14 protein-coding genes are annotated in these 18,143 nt (G+C 69.2%); 4 read left to right on the forward strand and 10 right to left on the reverse strand.

The features are described from left to right. Positions 1 to 111 precede the first annotated feature (111 nt). From BLW75_RS09830 to BLW75_RS09840, 3 genes are all read right to left on the reverse strand, one after another. Positions 112 to 1,299 carry a winged helix DNA-binding domain-containing protein gene (locus tag BLW75_RS09830; protein WP_034311749.1) on the reverse strand — a complete coding sequence of 396 codons (1,188 nt, stop codon included), beginning with the start codon at positions 1,297 to 1,299 and terminating at the stop codon, positions 112 to 114. Positions 1,300 to 1,346: 47 nt separating this feature from the next. Continuing rightward, positions 1,347 to 2,654: an acyltransferase family protein gene (locus BLW75_RS09835; protein WP_091597252.1), complete on the reverse strand. Its 1,308-nt coding sequence runs from the start codon at positions 2,652 to 2,654 to the stop codon at positions 1,347 to 1,349. A 455-nt stretch (positions 2,655 to 3,109) separates the two neighbouring features. Continuing rightward, positions 3,110 to 3,532: a nitroreductase family deazaflavin-dependent oxidoreductase gene (locus BLW75_RS09840; protein WP_034311895.1), complete on the reverse strand. Its 423-nt coding sequence runs from the start codon at positions 3,530 to 3,532 to the stop codon at positions 3,110 to 3,112. 87 nt (positions 3,533 to 3,619) lie between these two features. Here BLW75_RS09840 and BLW75_RS09845 point away from each other — a divergent pair, with 87 nt between their 5' ends. Next, on the forward strand, positions 3,620 to 4,546 hold the full coding sequence (locus BLW75_RS09845; protein ID WP_034311748.1) for an AraC family transcriptional regulator: 927 nt from the start codon (positions 3,620 to 3,622) through the stop codon (positions 4,544 to 4,546). Between the two features lie 12 nt (positions 4,547 to 4,558). Here BLW75_RS09845 and BLW75_RS09850 read toward each other — a convergent pair whose 3' ends face one another. The 5 genes from BLW75_RS09850 to BLW75_RS09870 are packed head-to-tail and all read right to left on the reverse strand — an operon-like array spanning position 4,559 to position 11,998. Continuing rightward, positions 4,559 to 4,975 carry a type II toxin-antitoxin system VapC family toxin gene (locus tag BLW75_RS09850; protein WP_034311747.1) on the reverse strand — a complete coding sequence of 139 codons (417 nt, stop codon included), beginning with the start codon at positions 4,973 to 4,975 and terminating at the stop codon, positions 4,559 to 4,561. Next, on the reverse strand, positions 4,965 to 5,231 hold the full coding sequence (locus BLW75_RS09855) for a type II toxin-antitoxin system Phd/YefM family antitoxin (RefSeq protein WP_034311745.1): 267 nt from the start codon (positions 5,229 to 5,231) through the stop codon (positions 4,965 to 4,967). Before BLW75_RS09855 ends, BLW75_RS09850 begins: the two co-directional genes overlap by 11 nt. Before the next feature lie 47 nt (positions 5,232 to 5,278). After that, the gene (locus tag BLW75_RS09860) at positions 5,279 to 9,745 is read right to left on the reverse strand and encodes a coiled-coil domain-containing protein (protein ID WP_034311742.1); all 4,467 of its coding nucleotides are present in this window, start codon (positions 9,743 to 9,745) and stop codon (positions 5,279 to 5,281) included. 13 nt (positions 9,746 to 9,758) lie between these two features. After that, complete coding sequence (locus BLW75_RS09865) at positions 9,759 to 10,499, reverse strand: hypothetical protein (protein WP_091599662.1); 741 nt, start codon at positions 10,497 to 10,499, stop codon at positions 9,759 to 9,761. A gap of 47 nt (positions 10,500 to 10,546) precedes the next feature. After that, positions 10,547 to 11,998 carry a hypothetical protein gene (locus BLW75_RS09870; RefSeq protein ID WP_034311893.1) on the reverse strand — a complete coding sequence of 484 codons (1,452 nt, stop codon included), beginning with the start codon at positions 11,996 to 11,998 and terminating at the stop codon, positions 10,547 to 10,549. 109 nt (positions 11,999 to 12,107) lie between these two features. Between BLW75_RS09870 and BLW75_RS09875 the strand changes: the two genes are divergently transcribed. Together BLW75_RS09875 and BLW75_RS09880 are read left to right on the forward strand one after the other, a co-directional pair. Further along, a complete protein-coding gene (locus BLW75_RS09875; RefSeq protein ID WP_034311892.1) occupies positions 12,108 to 12,545 on the forward strand; it encodes a PPOX class F420-dependent oxidoreductase in 438 nt (145 codons plus the stop codon). 339 nt (positions 12,546 to 12,884) lie between these two features. Next, entirely contained in the window at positions 12,885 to 15,398 is a 2,514-nt protein-coding gene (locus tag BLW75_RS09880; RefSeq protein WP_198935734.1) for a PQQ-dependent sugar dehydrogenase, read from the forward strand. Positions 15,399 to 15,504: 106 nt separating this feature from the next. On the opposite strand, the gene BLW75_RS09885 is transcribed toward BLW75_RS09880, so the two are convergent. Then, positions 15,505 to 16,116 (reverse strand): TetR/AcrR family transcriptional regulator, encoded by a 612-nt coding sequence (locus tag BLW75_RS09885; RefSeq protein ID WP_233621456.1) that lies wholly within the window; start codon positions 16,114 to 16,116, stop codon positions 15,505 to 15,507. A gap of 84 nt (positions 16,117 to 16,200) precedes the next feature. On the opposite strand from BLW75_RS09885, the gene BLW75_RS09890 reads away from it, so the two are divergent. Further along, positions 16,201 to 17,079, forward strand: a complete 879-nt coding sequence (locus tag BLW75_RS09890) for a sterol desaturase family protein (protein WP_034311732.1) — start codon at positions 16,201 to 16,203, stop codon at positions 17,077 to 17,079. Here the strand turns inward: BLW75_RS09890 and BLW75_RS09895 are convergent. Then, a complete protein-coding gene (locus tag BLW75_RS09895) occupies positions 17,053 to 18,057 on the reverse strand; it encodes a glucosyl-3-phosphoglycerate synthase (protein WP_034311729.1) in 1,005 nt (334 codons plus the stop codon). The genes BLW75_RS09890 and BLW75_RS09895 overlap by 27 nt on opposite strands. Positions 18,058 to 18,143 lie beyond the last annotated feature (86 nt).

Genomic DNA, 18,143 nt, shown 5'->3' on the forward strand with positions numbered 1-18,143 from the left:
TAGCGTGCGTGCTCGGGCGACCCTCTTTGCCCTGACGAGACTTCCACCACTCGGTGGGTCAGGTCAAGAATCGATTAAGACCATCGCTACCAGGCCGTCTTGTCGAAACTCTCAGCTTCCCTGTGCTAGTCGTCGCTCCACCGGAGTCCGCATCCGCGGCGTGACTCGCACCTCTCCGAACCACTCGGCCAGGTGGTTCGCCTCCGCCTCGACGGCCCGTTCGACGTCCGCGCCGACGTCCTCCAGGAAGTGGTGGACGACCTCGCCGTCCGGGCGCTGCGCCCAGCCGCCGACGATGCGGCCGTCGGCCCAGACGGTGGGACCGATGTTGCCGGTGCCGTCGAACAGCGGCGCCTTGTGCGGGCCGAGATACCAGTCGCGCTCGATCCAGCCCATCGACGTCGGATCGAGGGACGGGAGCAGCGCGACCCACGGCCCGGGCTCTTCGACGGGCTCCAGATCGTCGGCGAGGACCACGCCGGGAACGCCGTCGAGGTCGACCTCGACCGGCTGAATCGCCGCGAGGGCCTTCTTCGTCTGGCCCGCCGTCCAGCCCGTCCACCAACGGAGGTCCGCGATCGGAGCGGGACCGTAGGCGTAGAGCCAGCGCCGGGCGAGCTCGGCCCTGGCGGCGTCGGCGTCCCATTCGGCGAGGCCCTGTGGCAGCCAGCCCGCCATCGGGGCCCAGTAGTACTGGCTGCTGATCCAGCTGCCGCGCGGGCGGCCGCGCACGATGCGGCCGTCGACCGCGAGCTGGAACAGGACACGGCTGGTGACGTTGGCGATCGCCTCGTACGGCTTGCCCTTGGCCATCAGCAACTGCTGCTTGAGACGCGGCTCGTCCTCCGACAGCTGCTGAGCCGTGGCGGAACCGCGGGCCTTCAGCGCGCGCTCGGTCGCGTCCTCGACCTCGGCGAGCCAGCGTTCCGGCTCCGGCACGTTCTCCGGATGGCCCTGCGTGCCGAGGTGCTGCTCGAGGAGGCGGCGCTGCTTCTTCGCGATATCGGCGGAACACGCGGCCTGCACGAGCGCCGCGTTCTCGTGACCGAGGACGAAGACCGTGCGGCGCATGCCGAGCATCCGGATCAGCGTGCGCTCCTCGTACAGCGCGCTTTCCAGCTCCGCGACGCCGTCGCCTTTGACACGCGCCCACGCCGACAGGTGCACCGACGCCGGATCGGTGGCGTGCAGCGCGACGACCGCGTCCGCGGCGGCGAGCACCGACTCGGCGGGCGCGGTGAGGCGATGACGCGTCGCGAGCCGGGCACGGCGCTGCCGGATATCGATCTTGGGGATCACGGATCGTTCCTACCACCGGGCCCCGACAAAACGGATCGGTCCGCCCGTCAGTTCCGGCGCTCCCGGCCGTGGGCCAGTGGCGGCACCGATGCCCCGGGCCGCGGCCTGAAGCGAGCGACTTGAGGCGCCGGCCGGCGTGGCGGCGAAGCAGGAGGGACGGCCCGGATCACCTGGGTGATCTCGGTGTCCGGGTTCGGCGCGGGAGGGACGGCCGGAATCACCTGGGTGACCTCGGTGTCCGGGTTCGGCGCGGGTCTTCCGTCGGCGGACCGGGATTCATCCGGCACCCGGAGGTAGATCCGCAGTTTCTGGGTCGGCCGTTCGATCAGCCGCCAGGAGACCACCCCGCAGACGTACGCGGTGGGCACCGCGAGCACGATCAGCAGGTACGAATCGCGGACCCCGGCGAGCGTGAACAGCTGCTGCACCGGCATTCCCCACACGTACATCCCGTAACTGGGATAGACCCACTGGTCGTAGCCGTCCAACCGGCGCGGCCAGTGGTACGCCCAGGTGATCGCGCCGTAGCCCGCGGCGATGGGCAGGATGAACCGCGTCGCGGGTTCGATGGGCGGGGTGAAGTTCGCGACGAGGTAGAGCGCCACCAGCGCGTACGCGACGGCCGGGCGCAACGGGATCAGGTCCCGGTAACCGTGCAGCAGCATGCCGAGGACGAACGCCACCAGGAACGCCACCATCGACCCCAGCGGCACGCTGAACAACGAGCCCGCGTCGCCGTGGAAACCCACCGAGGCCCCCATGATCCCGTCCGCCACCATGAACGCCAGCAGCAGCGGGAACAGCACGATCCGCCCGCGCGCGAGGCCGCCCACCAGGCCGATGACGAGCACGATCAGATATCCGGTGGTCTCCATCGGGAGCGTCCAGATCGAACCGTTCGCGGAGAACGGGTACGGGTTCTCGGTGAACACGCCCGGGAGCAGATGCTGCAACGGGTACAGCATCGCGTTGTTCACGACGTAGCCCCAGGTGTCGTGATTCCCCCAGTACTCGCGCGGGCTGAGCACCGTCACGAGTGGCCCGATCACGAACGCCGTCACCATGACCACGAACAGCAGCGGCGGCCAGATCCGCAACACCCGCTTGAGCAGGTACCGCCACCACGAGGAGTCCCGCCGCCAGCTGTCCGCGATCTGGTAGCCGCTCATGGCGAAGAAGCCCATGAGCGCGAAGTACCCCAGCGAGATGTTCCAGCTCGACGGCAGGCTGGTGATCCGGCTCGGTTCGATGATCGGGAAACAGTGCTCGAAGACGACCAGGATCGCCCCGACCATCCGCAGCCACGCGAACCCGGTGTCCGGTTTCGCGTACGTCTTCGCGCCCGGGCTGCTCATGGGCCACCGTCGGCGAGCGTGTACCGGCGCTCGCGGATCATCCGGATGTCCCCGGCCCACGGCACACACCGCACACCCATCCGATCAACCGCCATGCGCGGGAGATTACCGGGGCCTTGCCGGGCCCATACGAGATACCGATACTTTTGGTGGGAAAGTATCTATACCAATCCTCGCCGAACACTGAGAGCACAGAAGGAGCGACCCACGGTGACCGAGTCCGATCGTTCACGCCGGGAACGCAAGCTGGGGCTCGTGGTGATCGTGGCGTTGTTCCTCGTCCTGGAGGCCGCCGTGATCGGTTACCTCGTCACGTCGAACTGAGCGGCTGTCAGGCGTTCACCGGACTCCCGTGCCCCAAGGCTTATGACGCCAATGCCGTGCGGGAAGGCCACCGTGCCCGGACTCGGCGATCGCCACGCACACCAGGTGTCACAACGGCTGAGCGTGAGGGGCTAGACCCGCTCCAGCTCGAAGACCGGGATGACGCGGCGGGTCTTGCTCTGGTACTCGGCGAACTGCGGCATGACGGCGGACTGCCTGGCGTAGACCTCGTCGCGCTCGGCGCCGGCGAGCAACCGTGCGCGGACCGGGAAGGTCTCGGTGCCGAGTTCGACCTTCGTGTCCGGATTGGCCACCAGGTTGTGGAACCATGCCGGGTTGTCGTCCGAGCCGCCCTTGCTCGCGAAGATGAAGATCCGGTCGCCTTCGAGCAGCGGGACGAGCGGCGCGATCCGCTGAGTGCCGGACTTCGCGCCGGTGTGGTGGACCAGGACGAGCGGGTAGCCCTCGAACATGCCGCCCGCCTTCCCGCCGGTCTCGCGGAACTCGGCGATCACGGTGCGGTTGATCTGATCGAAGTCGAACGTGTCAGTCATGACCTTGATCGTATGACGCACCCGGTGACCGTATCGATACCTGAAAACGCCACGAAGATATCCACCTGTAGCACTACCCTCGGTGCCATGGACCTGTTGGCCGAAGCACTCGCCGTGGGCGGGGTCCGCGGCGCCGCCGGAGCGCGGATCGAGGCGTCCGGACCGTGGGGCATCCTCTGGCACGGCATCACCCGCGCGGCCTTCTACGCCGTCACCTGCGGCACCGCCTGGCTGGAACTGGCCGGGCACCCGCCGCGGCAGCTCATGCCCGGCGACGTCGTCCTGTTGCCGAACGGCCCGGAGCACACTCTGCGCAGCGCTCCGGACGTCGCGATCATTCCCAACCTGTGCACGGCGGCGGAGAAGGCGCGAGCCTGCGGCGGCGTGTTGCGCCTCGGGTCCGGCGAGGTGGACACCCATGTCCTCGGCGCGTCCTACGACTACGACCCGGCGGTGTCCACCCAGGTGCTGGCCACCCTGCCCGAGCTGGTGCACATCCGCGCGAACCATGTCGGCGGTGGACTGGACGACACCGTCCGCCTGTTGTCGCGGGAACTGGCCTCTCCGCAGATCGCCACCGAATTCGTCCTCAACCGGCTCGTCGACATCCTGCTGGTCCAGTTGCTTCGCGCGTGGCGAACCGAGAAACCGGCCGAGGCGCGGGGAACCTGGCTCGGCGTCCTCGGCGATCCGCTGATCAGCGTGGCGCTGGCGAAGATCCACGAGGACCCGGCGAAACCATGGACCACCGACCTGCTCGCGACGGAGCTGGCGACCTCGCGCAGCACGCTGACCCGGCGCTTCCGCGAAACCACCGGCCGGACGCCGGGCGAGTACCTGACCCAGTGGCGGATGGACCTGGCCGCCGTCCGGCTGCGCGACACCGACGCCACCGTGGACACCATCGCCCACTCGGCCGGCTACACCTCGGTGTACGCGTTCAGCCGGGCCTTCCGCCGCGCTCGCCGTCAGGCTCCCGGGCAGTACCGGGCCTCGACACGGGGTCGTGCGTGATTCGGAGTCGTTCTAACGACCCGGCCGGGTGACGGGAACGACCTCGAGAAGTTCCTTCAGGCCTTCGAAATCCTGCGGATTGGTGGTGTACAACGGCATCCGGTGCGCGATGGCCACGCTCGCGATCATCAGATCGGCCATCCGCCGCCGGGGCGTCCTGCCCATCGCGAGCACGGACGCCGACACCCTGCCGAAGATCCTGGCCGCTTCGGTGCCGAAGGGCAGCGGGTCGAATTCGGACTCCACTCGTTGCAGCAGATCCGTACGCCGGGCCCGCTCGGCCGGATCGGTGGCGTAGTGCGGGCCCGCCGACAGTTCCGCGAGCGTGATCGTGCTGATCGACATCAGATCCGGCAGCTGGGCGTGGTCGATCGTCCGCCGGAGGATGAGGATGTTCGTGTCGAGCAGGCCGTGGACCTCAGCGGCCATAGGGATCTTCCGCCTCGCCTTCGAAAGCGTCGTCGAGGTCCGCGCGGAACCCGTCCGGGTCGATGAGCGGAGCGTTGGCCGAGCCGGTGGCGAACTGGTCGCGGGAAACGGCGTGACGGCGGCACAGCGGGACCAGCTGGGCGATGGGCGAACCACTGCGGGTCACGGTGAAGGTCTCCCCGTGCTCGACCGCGTCCATGATCTCGCCGGACCGGTTCCGGAGATCACGCTGGGAGATCTCGTGCTGAACGCTCATAAGCGCACTATAGCGCTCATGTGCCCCGGAGTGCCACACGGTGCCACCTAGGCGGTCTCCTCTTCCGGTTCTGGCTCGTCCGACGGCCGCGTGAACAGCCGCGTCGCCGAAAGCCGCGCGACGCCGTCCGGCTCGCCGAGTTCGTCGGTCGCGTTCCGGATCGTCGCGTCGACGGACAGGTACTTGCGCCCCGCCCGCAGGTCCGCGTCGTTGCGCAACCGCACGATCAGCGGGAACTCGCTCAGCGCGCCGGCGTCGAACAGGCCGGTGGTGTAGATCAGCTGGACGCCCAGCGCCTCCGCGACCGCGCGCTGCAGTTCCAGCAGGTAGCCCGCCGACGCGCGGCCGATCGGATTGTCGAGGAACAGCACGCCGGAATGCCGGTTGCGGGCCTTGCCGCGGTTGTTCGCCCGCAGCGCCGCCAGGGTGCAGTACAGGATGATCGCCGCGGTCAGCTGCTGCCCGCCGGAGAAGACGTCCCTGATCTCGGAGACGCGCTGCCGCTCGGTCCGCAGCACGGAGTCCGGCTTCAGCATGTCGACCCGGAAACCCTTGGGAGCGGCGGCCTGCACGCCGCGCAGCACGAGGGATAGCCCGTCCCGCTTGACATCCCGGCCGTCGGAGGTCTTCCCCACCGCGGCCTCGTCGACGACCTCGCCCAGTTTCTCGGCGAGCACGTTCTCCTCGAGTTCGGTGAAGCGGATCCGCAGGAACTCCTGGCCCGACCAGTCGCCGAGACCGTCCGGCAACCGCGAAACCCGTTGTGCCGCACGGAGAGTTCGCAGCGCACCGTCGACCATGCCCTGCAGGCGGGTGATGATGCCGCCGCGGTGCCGGTCGATCTGCGCGAGATCGTCGGTGAGCGTGCGCAGCCGGGGCCGCAGCGCCTCCGCCCATTCCGCGGCGTGGGCGGGCAGCTGATCACGGCGGACCGAGATCACCTGCTGCCGCACCGGTGTGCTGAGCTTCTCGAAGCGCTTGTCCGTGGCGTACTGCGCCAGCTGGTCGGCCGCGGCCCGCACCCGGCGGTCACCCGCGTCGGCGGCGTCCTGCGCCTCGGTGAGCGAGGTGTTGAGCCGGGAGTGCTTGGCGCGCGCGGATTCGACATCACCGTCGAACGCCGCCTCTTCGTCGTCTTTGGACAAGAGGTGCGCCATGGATTCGGCGAGCAGGCCGAAGCCGGACGCGGAAACCTTCGCGGACTCCAGCGTCGCTTCGGCCGCGGCGCGGCGCTTCTGCAGTTCCTCCCATTTCCGCGCGGCGGCGGACACTTCGAGGCTCGCCTCGTCGATCAGCTCCAGGCCGTGCTCGATGTCTCTCGGCCGCGCGTCGGAAGCGATCGCGGACGGCTGTTCCGGCAACTGGCCCAGTTCCGCCTTGCGGGTCGCGACGAGCCCGACGATCTCGGTGCGCTCCTCCTCCAGCACCGCGACCGCGCGGTTCGCCCGCGCCTGCGCCGCCGCCCGCGCCGAAGCGTCGGAACCGTCCGGCGTCTCCAGCAACGCCGAGGCCCGCTCGCGGACGGCGTCGTCCAGCGCCTCCACGGCCGCCCGCGCGGACGCCTCGACACTCTCGGCCTGGTCGAGTTCGGCACGGAGGTCGCTGCCGACCTCCACCTTCGCGTACGCCTCCGAAGCCGACGCGAATGTCCTCCGCAACGCGTCCACCGGTTCGGCGGGCACGGGGTCGTTTTCGGTGACGTCACTCGATCCCGGCACCTCGGCCAGTTCGGCCTTCGCGGTCGTCGCCGTGCGCCGGTGCCCGTCGGCGGTGCGTTGCTCCTCGCTCGCCTGCTCGCGCAGCCGGGAGGCCCTCACCGCGGCTTCGGCCGCCGTCGTCTCCGCCCGTTCGGCGGTTTCGGTCGCGCGTTCGACGTCGTCCGTCCACTCGGGAATCTTCGCGGCGCGCGCCGCGAGCGTTTCGAGCCCGCGAGCCCGCTCCCCCGCATCGGCCGAAGCCGCGCGCAGCTCGGGCACCCGTTCCCGCAGCCCGGCCGCCTTCTCGCCGAGACGCTGGAACTCCTTTTCCGCTTGATCCAACGCGGTCTGTGCGGTTTCGTGCGCGGTACGCGCGTTCTGGAGCTGCTCGGCCAGTGTCGCGATGCTGCCGGGCGGGTAGTCCTCACGCCAGGTCTTGAGCTTCCACGACAGGGCGCTGTCGTCGGCCAGCGATGTCGCCAGCGCTTCCAGCCTTCGCTGCCGTTCCGCGTGCCGGAGCGCGATGGCCTCGCGCTCGGCGTCAGCGGCCTCTTCGTCGTACATCGCCGGGTTGGGCGGCACGAGGAATTCGATCCCGGCCTCGTCCGGCAGGCGGTCGGTCGTGGTGGCCTCGGTCGTGGCGACCGGGATGATCGTGGTGGGCAGCAGACGCCGCTCCGACAGGACCTTCTCGGCGAGCCGGACCTGCTCCGGTTCGTTGAGCAGGATCCCCGAGACCAGCTGGGGCGCGCGGGCCAGTACGGCCGCCCGCCTTTTCTTGTCCAAAGTGGACAGGTAACGCCAGCCGGACCACGCGTTCATCCCGGCGGCTTCCAGCGCGTCCAAAGCGGCTTGGACCTCTTCGGTGGCGGGCAGGAGGCCGCCCGAGCCGAGCGCGTTCAGCGCGCGCTCGTCGACCGATTCCTCCATCCGCAGCGCGGTCTGTTCCTTCTCCGCGGCCGAACCCGCCTCGCGAAGCCGCTCCAGCAGCACCGGAAGGTCCGTCTCCAGCGTGACGTCGTCCGCGCCGAGGAGTTCGCTCAGCCGCGGTTCGACGGCGAGCGCGTCGGTGCGCCGGTTGGCCCGGTCGAGTTCGTCGGCCGCGCGTTCCAGACGGTCCTTTGTGGACCCAGCGAGCCGGTGCGCGTCGTTCACGGTGGCCTGCGCGGACCGCAGATCCTCCGCGACACGTTCGAGTTCCTGTTCACGACGGACGAGTTCCGCGGCGGTCTCCTCGGCCTCCGTCCTGGCCGCACGCGCCGCTTCGGCGACGTCGGCACCGGCCTTGAGCGCGCCGGACCGGACGGTTTCCGCGATCTCCTCACGGATTTCGGCGATCCGCGCGCCCAGCCCGCGGGCCTCCGCCCGGCGCGAGGCCGCGAGGTTCGCCGACTCGTCGCGTTCCGCCTGGGCCTTTTCCGCCTCGGCACGCAGGGCGCCGACATGGGCTTCGGCCTTCGCCGCCTGCTCGGTGGCGTTCTTGGCCAGCGCCAGCAGTCCCCGCGCGAGCGCACCCGCGGCGGCGTTGCGAGCCTGCAGCGCGGGCTGCGCCTTCTGCTCGCGATTCCCCACCAGTTCCCGGAAATCTCGCGCCTTGCGGGAGGCGTTGAGGTGGTTGAGCACGGTGGCGCATTCACGCCAGGCCTCGGCGGCCGTCTTCGCTTCGGCCAGTTCGCCGTCGATCCGCTTCTTGCTCTCCTGCGCCTCCTCGAGCCGCAGTTTCCCGACCAGGCGGCGGAGTTCGGTGACACCGGCGGTGAGGCGGCGGTGGTCGCCCTCGGCCAGCTTCTCCGCGGACTTCACCTCGTCGACGTGCTGTTCGAGCCCGCTCAGCCGCTCGTTCTCCAGCTTGTCGCGCGCGGCGACCTGACCGGCCAGCGTCCGCATCTCGGCGCGGGCAGCGTCGGCGAGCTTCCGTGACGCGGCGGCGACGCCTTCCTCCTCCGCCAGCGGCGTGAGCAGATCGAGCGCCCCCGCGACGAAATCACGCTCCGACAGCAGGTCCCCGCGCTGGGCGAGGTTGTGCGCGTACGTCGCGACCACCTCGGCGAGATCCTTCGGCTCCTCCTCCGAAAGCACCGCGCGCAACAGGAACTCGACGAACGCCTCGTCGGTGCTGAACGCGAAGGCGTCCGCCGCCTCGCCCTCACCGGCGTTCATCGCGCGCTGGTACCGGAAGAGCTCGGTGTCGAGGCCGAGGCCGTCGAGCCGGGACGTCCATTCGTGGTGACGCCGGGTCCAGAACAGCTCCAGTTCCGGCTCACCGCCGTGCACCTTGTCGAGCTGGTCGTGGAAGCCGGACATCGTCAGCAGCCTGCCGTCCGACGTCAGCGGCAGCGAATCCAGATCGAGCGAGGGCGTCGGCCGGAAGCAATACCAGGAATCGACGAGGTTCTCCGAATCCGCCGACACCACGTGGCCGCGCCATTCCGACACCTTGCCGGTGATCACCCGATGGCCGGTCTCGACCTGCAGCCACTCCAGCACGACGTGCGAGACGTCCTTGGCGGCGACGAACTTCTCCAGCACCTTGGTGTTCGTCGTGCCGACCACCTGACGGCGGCCGGGCAGCATGACCGAGAAGATCAGCTTGATCAGAACGGATTTGCCGCCGCCGTTCTCCAGGAACAGCACGCTCGCCGGCGACGGTCGCCGCGGCGGCCCCTCCCCCGCGAGGTGGATCCCGGCGCTGAACAGCGCGTCCTGTTTGGGCGCGGTGATGGCCGCGCCGACACCGCTGAAGTCCAGCACGACATCCTGGTACCGCGCGCCTGCCGGGCCCACCGAGTGCAGGCGAACCCGCGAAAGCTCGTACATCGACTCCCCTTGGTTAAAGCGTGTCCGACGCGGCCGCGCGCAACGTCCCGCCACCGTTGGCGACCGAGACCACGTTCAGTTCCAGCAGGTCGTCGAAGGCCGCGTCGGCGGCGAGTTCGCGCACCTGCACCTGATAGCGCGGTGTCGTCCGGTAGGTCCCGCCCTGTTCCCCGCTGACCTGGACGAGAAAGCCTTGATCGGCCAGGAAGCGCAGGGCGCGCGCGACCATGCCGCGCGTGGTGTCCGACGCCAGCCTGCCGTCCTTGGTCGCCGCCGTCGCCGGACGCCGGGCGTAGGCTCGCCAGGCCTGTTCGAGTTCGGGCGCGTCGGCCAGCGGGTCGTTGTTCGCCTCCGCTTCCGCCGCGCGCTCGTCGAGGATCCGGCAGGCCTCGCGCACCATCGCGTCCACCTGCTCGACGCTGACGCGGCCGATGTAGGTGTCGTTGGCGAGGTCGTCCGGGCGCGGGTAGCCGAGCGCCGCGGTGGCCAGGTGGACGAGTCCGTGCAGGACCTTCTCGGTCTCGCGGCGCTCGCGGATCTTGCTCTGCCGCGCGTAGCTGTCCATCTTGATCTCGAAGACGGACTCGTCGGTCGCCGCCAGCACGGCCCCGGCCTGGAGGTTGACCTCCAGCACCATCAGCCCGAGCCCGGCCGCGACCGCGTGCGTGAGCTGTTTGAAGGCCCTGTCCTCGCCGTAGCGCCGGACGAGGTCGCCGTACACGACATCCCTCGACGGCAGCTGCTTCGGGCGCATGCCGAAGGAAACCAGCCTGGCCGCGGATTCGACGTCCCCGGTTGTCGTCACGCGACCTCCTCCTCTTCTTCGTGGCGATCGACCGTGGCCGACGAAAGCAGCAGATCCGCTCCGCCGAACTCCGGGTCGTCGAGCAGCGTGCCGTCGTCGACGGCCAGCAGTACCTGGCGCTCCCCCAGCCGGAGCGCCGCGCCGACCTCGGGACTGTAGGCGTGCACCGCGCGCAGGGCGACCAGGGCCGGGAGCCCGGGATCGATCCGGCGGGCTTCCTCGAGCAGCCCGGACAACCGCCGCGGCACCTCCGGCAGGTCGAGCAGGTCGTCGGCGAGGCGCCACTGCTCGTCGCCGAACCTGTCGGTGACCTCGGCGGGCATGAGTTCGGGCTCGGGGATCTCTCCGACGAGCTGGTCGCGTTCGGGCGCGGGCCGCAGCAGCAACGACACCAGCGACGACAGCGACGGCACGGTCGGCGGGGAGATCCCGGCGCCTGCGTGGAAGAACGATTCGGCGGGCGCGACGGCTTCGGCGATCGGCAGGCCCAGCGTCGGCATCAGGAGCTGGCCGAACAGGTCGATCGTCGCGCGCTGCGGCGGACCGGAGAACTGCTGACGGTCCTGCTCGGCGCGGAACACCGCGCCCGCGTCGGCCAGCCGTGACTGCAGCCGGGTGTGGCGGCGGATGCAGTCGCCGACGATGTCGACGAGCTCGGCCGCGCGCCGTTTGCGGTCGGGGTCCTCGGTCTCGTCCCTCGACGCGGTGATGTTCTTGAGGATCGCGTTCTCGGCGCGGAACCGGGACTCGATATGGGACAGCGCCTGATCCAGCAGGTCCGGGACCTCGCGCTCCCAGTCGACCGCGCGCACGTCACGCCGGGTGGCGTCGAGCTTGGCGCGCAGGGTCTCGCCGTACTGGACCGTCCGGTAGCGGGCCTGCTCCGCCGCGAGCTTGGCGTCGGCGAGGCGGCCGCGGTTGATCAGGTTCTCCAGTTTGACCTCGGCCGCGATCTGAGCCGACTCGACGTCGGTGTCCAGCGCGCCGACGAGCACGTTGATCGCCTCGTCGGTGGCGCGCAGGTAGACCTCGCCGTCGGGCGCGGCCAGCTCGACGAGCAGCTTGAAGTCGAACTGGCGGCGCTGGTAGCCGCCGCCGGGGCCGATGGAGCCGTAGACGCGGCGGAACCCGCGATCGGTGGTGCCGACGTTGATCAGGTTGTCGAGTACCCAGCGGGCGACCTTGGCGTGCTCGTCGGGGGTCCGGCCGGGAGCCTGGAGCGCCACGAACGGCAGCAACCGCGCGATCACCTGGTCGTGGTCGGCGCCGGTGTCGAAGTCCATCGAGACGGTGACCTGGTCGATCGTGTGCAGGGCGATCTCGGCCATCTGGTAGATCGTGGCGTCCGCCCAGTCCAGCTTCGCCTTGCGCGCGTCGAGGTCGTGCAAGGGCGCTGTGCAGGCCAGCGCCTTGAGGCGGCGGGTCAGCCCCTCGTCGGCCAGCCCCATCCCGGTCAGCTCGTCGTCTCGCACAGCAGGCCAGGCTAGTCGCCGCCCCTCGCACCCCGCACGGGTGACCGGGGTGCCCGGCGCGCCGGGCGGCGGTAGCGTCTGGTTCATGCGTGAAATGAGCCGGGACGAATGGTGGAAGTTCGCGAGCGAGGGCACGCGGACGGGCATGCTCGGCCTGGTCCGCGCCAACGGGGCGCCGATCGTGACGCCGGTGTGGTTCCTGCTGAACGAGGGGCCGGACGGTGACGAGCTGATCTTCACCACCGGCACCGACACTCTCAAGGGGAAGGCGCTGCGACGCGATCCGCGGCTTTCGCTGGCCGTCGACGACCAGAAGCCGCCGTACTCGTACGTGCAGTTCACCGCCGAAGCCGTGCTGCACAACGACCTGGACGAGATGCTCGAATGGGCGACCAGGCTCGGTGGGCGCTACATGGGCGAGGACAAGGCCGAGGCCTACGGGAAGCGGAACGCCGTCCCGGAGGAGTCGTTGGTGCGGGCGCGGATCACGAAGGTGATCGCACGGGCGGACATCGCGGGGTGAGGTTCCGGCTTCACTGGATACTTGTGCGCGTGAAGGCCCCCTTCCCTCGACTGAGCCGAGGGAAGGGGGCCTTCACGCGTGTTCGGCTTGTCGGGCGAGGGCGCATTCGGGGGCATGACTCTGCGTGTTGATGTTGGTCAAGTATTGACACGAAGCACCCTCTGGTGTGTGATCTGAACCATAGATAGGAAAGTTTCCTAACTAAAACTCCACGTCCCCCGCCGGGCTCGCCCGGTCCGCCGTTGCACCCTCCCGAACCCCGAACTTTCACTCATGGAGGCTCCAGTGGCACCCCGACCACCGTGGCGCGCGCTGCTCACGTGCGCCGCCGCGACGGCGATGACCTTCGCCGTCCTGCCGGCTCTGCCCGCCGGCGCGGCACCGACCGATCACGAATCCGAAGCCTCGACGATCTCCCAAGGCGCCGTCGAAAAGAACCACGCGGGCTACTCCGGCACCGGGTTCGTGAACTTCGACAACGTCGCCGGCAGCTACGTCGAGTACACGGTGAACGCCGCACAGGCCGGAACCCAGACGCTGACCTTCCGCTACGCCAACGGAACCACGATCGACCGGCCCGTCTCCTTGAGCGTCAACGGCACCGCCGCCGGGACTCTGTCCTTCCCCGGCACCGGCGCGTGGACCACCTGGAAGACCGTCACCAAGGACGTCGCGCTGGCCGCCGGGGCCAACAAGATCCGCACCACCGCGACGACCGCGAACGGCGGGCCGAACGCGGACAAGCTCACCGTGAGCGGGGTGGTCGACGCCGAAGCGCCGACCCCGCCGAAGAACCTGGCCGCCAAGGACATCAAGGCCCGCAGCGCCACCTTCACCTGGGAGGCCGCGACCGACAACGTCGGCGTGGTCCGCTACGACGTCATGCGCGGCGGCAACGTTCTCAAGACCGTCGACGGGAACACGCTCACCACCACCGTCGACGACCTGCAGCCGAACACGGCCTACGACATCTCGGTCGGCGCCTTCGACGCGGCCGGAAACCCCTCGCAGCAAAGCAATGTCGTCCAGTTCACGACACCGCCCAGCGGGGACACCACACCGCCGACGGTGCCGGGGAACCTTCGCTCGACGTCGGTGACGGCGAACAGCGTCTCCTTGGCGTGGAACGCTTCCACGGACAACAGCGGCACGATCGCCGGTTACGACGTGTACCAGGGCACCGCGAAGGTCGCGACGACGCCTTCGCTCGAAGCCACGGTGACCGGCCTGACGGCGAACACGTCGTACACGTTCACGGTGAAGGCGCGTGACCTCGACGGCAATGCCTCGGCCGCGAGCACCGCACTGACCGCGAAGACGAGCGGCGCGGCGGGCGGCGGGATTCCCGAGTACGACAAGGACATCACGAAGGCGGACCTCGCCTGGTCGGTCGACTTCCTGCCGGACGGCACGGCGCTGGCGACCGAACGGGACCGGTTCGAGATCCTGCGGATCACGCCGTCGGGCGAGAAGACCACGGTCGGCAAGGTACCGGGCGCGGTCGGCACCAACGGCGAGGGCGGCTTGCTCGGCATCGCGATCTCGCCGAACTACGCCACCGATCACGCGATCTACCTGTACCACACGGCGTCCGGCGACAACCGGATCGTGAAGATGACCTACGAGAACGGAAAGCTGTCCTCGTCCTCGACGCCGGTGCTCACCGGGATCGCCAAGAACCGTTACCACAACGGCGGAAGGCTGCGCTTCGGCCCGGACGGCAAGCTGTACGCCACCGTCGGCGACGGGCAGAACAAGGACACCGCGCAGAACAAGGGCTCGCTCAACGGGAAGATCCTGCGGGTCAACCCCGACGGATCGGCGCCGAGCGACAACCCGTTCTTCTCCACCGGCGGCAACGCCCGCTACGTGTGGAGCTTCGGGCACCGCAACCCGCAGGGCCTGGCGTGGGACTCCCGCGGCCAGCTGTGGGCTTCGGAGTTCGGTGACGGCAAACTGGACGAGCTCAACCTGATCCAGAAGGGCGGCAACTTCGGCTGGCCCCAGTGCGAGGGCACCAGCGGAACCTGCGGTGGCACGGTCGCGCCGAAGAAGACCTGGCCGACCAGTTCCGGCGGGCCGAGCGGGATCGAGATCGTCAACGACTGGATCTACGTCGCGGCCGTCACCAGCGAACAGCTCTTCGCCACGCAGATCAACGCGGCGGGCAACGGCGTCGGTTCGGTGCAGTCGCTGTTCTCCGGCCGCTGGGGCAGGCTCCGCTCGGTCACCAAGACCCCGGATGGCGGCCTGTGGGTCACCTCGACCAACGCGGACAAGAACGGCGGCACCCCGAGCGGGATCGACAACGTCGTGGTCCGGCTGAAGTTCCCCGGCGCCTCGCAGCCGGGAGCGTTCAAGCTGACCAGTTCGGCGTTCGCCGACAACGCGTCGATCCCGGACAAGTTCACCTGCGCCGGTGACGGCACCGCCGGCCAGGACACGTCCCCGCCGCTGGCGTGGGGCGCCGGGACGACCGGCGCCAAGGGATACGCGATCGTCTTCGCCGACGTGGCCAACAACGGCAACAAACTGCACTGGGCGATCTGGGACATCCCGGCGTCCTCGGGGTCCACGGTTTCACTGCCCGAGGGCCTGGGAGCGGGCTACACCGTCCCGAACCAGAACGGCGCCAAGCAGAAGGCCATGGGCAGCGGGGCGAACTCGCAGAAGTACTTCGGCCCCTGCCCCGGTGGCTCCAGCCATCCCTACACCTTCACGCTCTACGCCCTGAAGTCGGCGACGGTGCCGGGCTTGTCCTCGTCCTCGACGATGGCGCAGATCGAGACGGCGATCAAGAACGCGTCGACGGCCAACGTCACGCTACGCGGCAAATCCAGCGCCGCGTCCTGAGTCACGGCCGGGGTGTCCGGAGCGGCGCCGGGCACCCCGACCGTATCCAGTGTGAGCTGGAGGAAAGCCACCCCGCCCGGGATCTCCCGGCGGGGTGGTTTTTCGTTCACCAGCCGAACAGGTTCCGCATGATCCGCCCGCACCGCTCGGTCATCGCCGCGGCGTCCTGGTCCGGCTGGTCGATCCACCAGCTGATCAGCGAATCGACCACGCCGGTCCACACCTGCGCGATCGCCTCGATGTCGCGATCGTCGTCCAGGCCCCGTGAGCGCATCAGCTGGGCGGCGCCGACCAGCGCGAACCCGTCGAGCCGGTAGCGGTAGTCGATCGCGACGCCGGCGATCTCACCCGTCGAAGGCACCGTCGGGTCGCGGAGCAGCTTCCAGGCGTACCGGTCGTTGTCGAACGTCTCGAAAATGGCCGAGAGCACCGCGAGCGGCATCCGTTCCGGCGGCTCGGCCTCCGCCGCCATCGTCTCGGCGACGCCTTCGGTCAGCCTGTCCCCCGCCCGGTGCAGGCAGGCGAGGTACAGCCCGTCCTTCGAGCCGAAGTACTGGTACAGCAAGGGTTTCGTGACACCGACCCGGCGGGCGATCTCCACCATCGACGCCCCGGCGTACCCGTTCTTGCCGAACTCCTCCGTCCCGGCGCGCACGATCTGGGTCTCCCGCTCCTCACGGGGCACCCCCTTCGTGCCGACGGCCCTTGCTTCTGTCACGGCGGTTATCTTACCCTGAGGTAAGTGACCCTCGGGTAAGTTACCTGATGGTCAGATAACGGGGGCGGACGAGGGAGAGGTGCGGTGGCGGATTTTCTTGCCCATCTGAGTGACCCGGTGCTGCTGGCGACACCGGTGTTCCTGCTGTTCGTCGCGATCGAGATCCTCGCGCTGCACGTGCTGGGCCACGACGACAACGTCATCGGCTACAGCGTCAAGGACACCCGAACGAGCATGTCCATGGGCGCGGTGGCGGTGGTGATCAACGGTGTCTTCCGCATCGCCATGCTGTTCGTGTTCGCCGCCCTCTACGAACTGGCGCCGGTGAAGTTCAGCCCGCACGACTGGTGGACCTGGGTCCTGATGCTGCTGGGCCAGGAGATCGTCTTCTACGCCTACCACCGGGCGAGCCACCGTGTCCGGCTCATGTGGGCGGGCCACCAGGTGCACCATTCGAGCGAGCACTACAACTTCTCGACGGCGTTGCGGCAGAAGTGGACCCCGTACTTCCAGCTGCCGTTCTGGTCGATCCTCGCGCTGGCGGGCATCCCGCCGTGGATGATCCTCACCGGCCTGTCGATCGACCTCGTGTACCAGTTCTTCGTGCACACCGAGAAGATCCGGAAGCTGCCGCGCTGGTTCGAGTACGTGTTCAACACGCCTTCACACCATCGTGTGCACCACGGCAGCGACCAGGAGTACCTGGACGCGAACTACGGCGGCATCCTGATCATCTGGGACCGGATGTTCGGCAGTTTCGTGCCGGAGGGCAAGCGCCCGACGTACGGGCTGACCAAGAACGTCGAGTCCTACAACCTGCTCAAGGTCGGCTTCCACGAATACGGCTCGATCCTGCGCGACGTCCGCACGGCCGGGTCGTGGCGGGACAAACTCGGCTACGTGTTCGGCCCGCCGGGCTGGCAGCCCAGGGAGGCGCTAAGCGCTCCTGCGCAAAGCGGGTGAGTTCTCCGGGCGGATCTCCGGCGGGAGGCTCTCCAGCGGCGGCCGCTGCGTGAGGGCCACATCGGTGAGCACAAGCTCCCGCTCGACGGACTCCCCCGCACCGCGCCGGAATTGAGCGAGCGACGTCGCCGGGGGCGCCGCGGAGATCACCCGGCCGCCGCGTTCCAGCCGGTCCATCAGGGTCAGCATGATCTGCGCGGACATCCGGCCGAGTGCCTGCGTGCTCTGGTGGCGGTGGGTCCGGTGACCGAGGTCGACCTGCGCGAGCGCGTCCAGCCCGTGCAGTTCGAGCAGGTCGATCAGATGGCCGACCTCGACGCCGTAGTGCGTGACGAACGGGATGCCCTCGAGCACTTCGCGGCGTCCCGCGTACTCGCCGGCGAGCGGCTGCACGAAACCGGCCAGCTCCGGCCAGTACATGTTGAGCAGCGGACGGGCGACGAGTTCGGTGACGCGGCCACCGCCGTCGGGTTCGACGCCCGCCTCCCCGGCGAGCGGGCGGTGGTAGAAGCCTTTGACGTAGGCGATCCCCGGATCGGTCAGCAGCGGTCCGAGCAGACCGGTCACGTAATCCGCGGTGAAGTCGTGAAGATCGCCGTCGACGAAGACGACGAGGTCGCCGGTGGTCTCGGCGACGCCCTTCCAGAGCGCTTCTCCCTTGCCCGCCAGGCTTTCCAGCTCCGGGAACACCGAGTCCTGCGCGATGACGTCCGCTCCGGCCGCCCTGGCGACCTCGGCTGTCGCGTCCGTGGAATGGCTGTCCACCACCAGGATCTCGTCCACCAGGGGGAACCGTTCGACGAGTTCGCGCCGGATGGTGCCGACGATCGCGCCCACCGTCTCCGCCTCGTCGCGGGCCGGGATCACCACCGAAACCCGGGTCCCGCGTTTGGCGGCGACCAGCTCCGCCGTCCACCAGTCACCCGCCCGGCTGCTGCGCCGCGCGAGCCACGTGCCGACCTCCGCCGATACCCGCATGGCTTCACCCTTCCGTCGAAGATCACCTCTCCGGCGATCTTCGAGGACGGCTGTTTCCATCGGTCGTCACCGCGGAAACCGCCGCG

The sequence above is a fragment of the Amycolatopsis lurida genome (assembly GCF_900105055.1).
GTDB classification, from domain to species: domain Bacteria; phylum Actinomycetota; class Actinomycetes; order Mycobacteriales; family Pseudonocardiaceae; genus Amycolatopsis; species Amycolatopsis lurida.

Bases quoted from the DNA above. Each gene is read 5' to 3' on its own strand.
- BLW75_RS09855 (WP_034311745.1), bottom strand. From the start codon at position 5,231: ATGAGCGTTCAGCACGAGATCTCCCAGCGTGATCTCCGGAACCGGTCC.
- BLW75_RS09835 (WP_091597252.1), bottom strand. From the start codon at position 2,654: ATGAGCAGCCCGGGCGCGAAGACGTACGCGAAACCGGACACCGGGTTC.
- BLW75_RS09845 (WP_034311748.1), top strand. From the start codon at position 3,620: ATGGACCTGTTGGCCGAAGCACTCGCCGTGGGCGGGGTCCGCGGCGCC.
- BLW75_RS09850 (WP_034311747.1), bottom strand. From the start codon at position 4,975: ATGGCCGCTGAGGTCCACGGCCTGCTCGACACGAACATCCTCATCCTC.
- BLW75_RS09875 (WP_034311892.1), top strand. From the start codon at position 12,108: ATGCGTGAAATGAGCCGGGACGAATGGTGGAAGTTCGCGAGCGAGGGC.
- BLW75_RS09895 (WP_034311729.1), bottom strand. From the start codon at position 18,057: ATGCGGGTATCGGCGGAGGTCGGCACGTGGCTCGCGCGGCGCAGCAGC.
- BLW75_RS09870 (WP_034311893.1), bottom strand. From the start codon at position 11,998: ATGGGGCTGGCCGACGAGGGGCTGACCCGCCGCCTCAAGGCGCTGGCC.
- BLW75_RS09860 (WP_034311742.1), bottom strand. From the start codon at position 9,745: ATGTACGAGCTTTCGCGGGTTCGCCTGCACTCGGTGGGCCCGGCAGGC.
- BLW75_RS09840 (WP_034311895.1), bottom strand. From the start codon at position 3,532: ATGACTGACACGTTCGACTTCGATCAGATCAACCGCACCGTGATCGCC.
- BLW75_RS09865 (WP_091599662.1), bottom strand. From the start codon at position 10,499: ATGCGCCCGAAGCAGCTGCCGTCGAGGGATGTCGTGTACGGCGACCTC.
- BLW75_RS09880 (WP_198935734.1), top strand. From the start codon at position 12,885: ATGACCTTCGCCGTCCTGCCGGCTCTGCCCGCCGGCGCGGCACCGACC.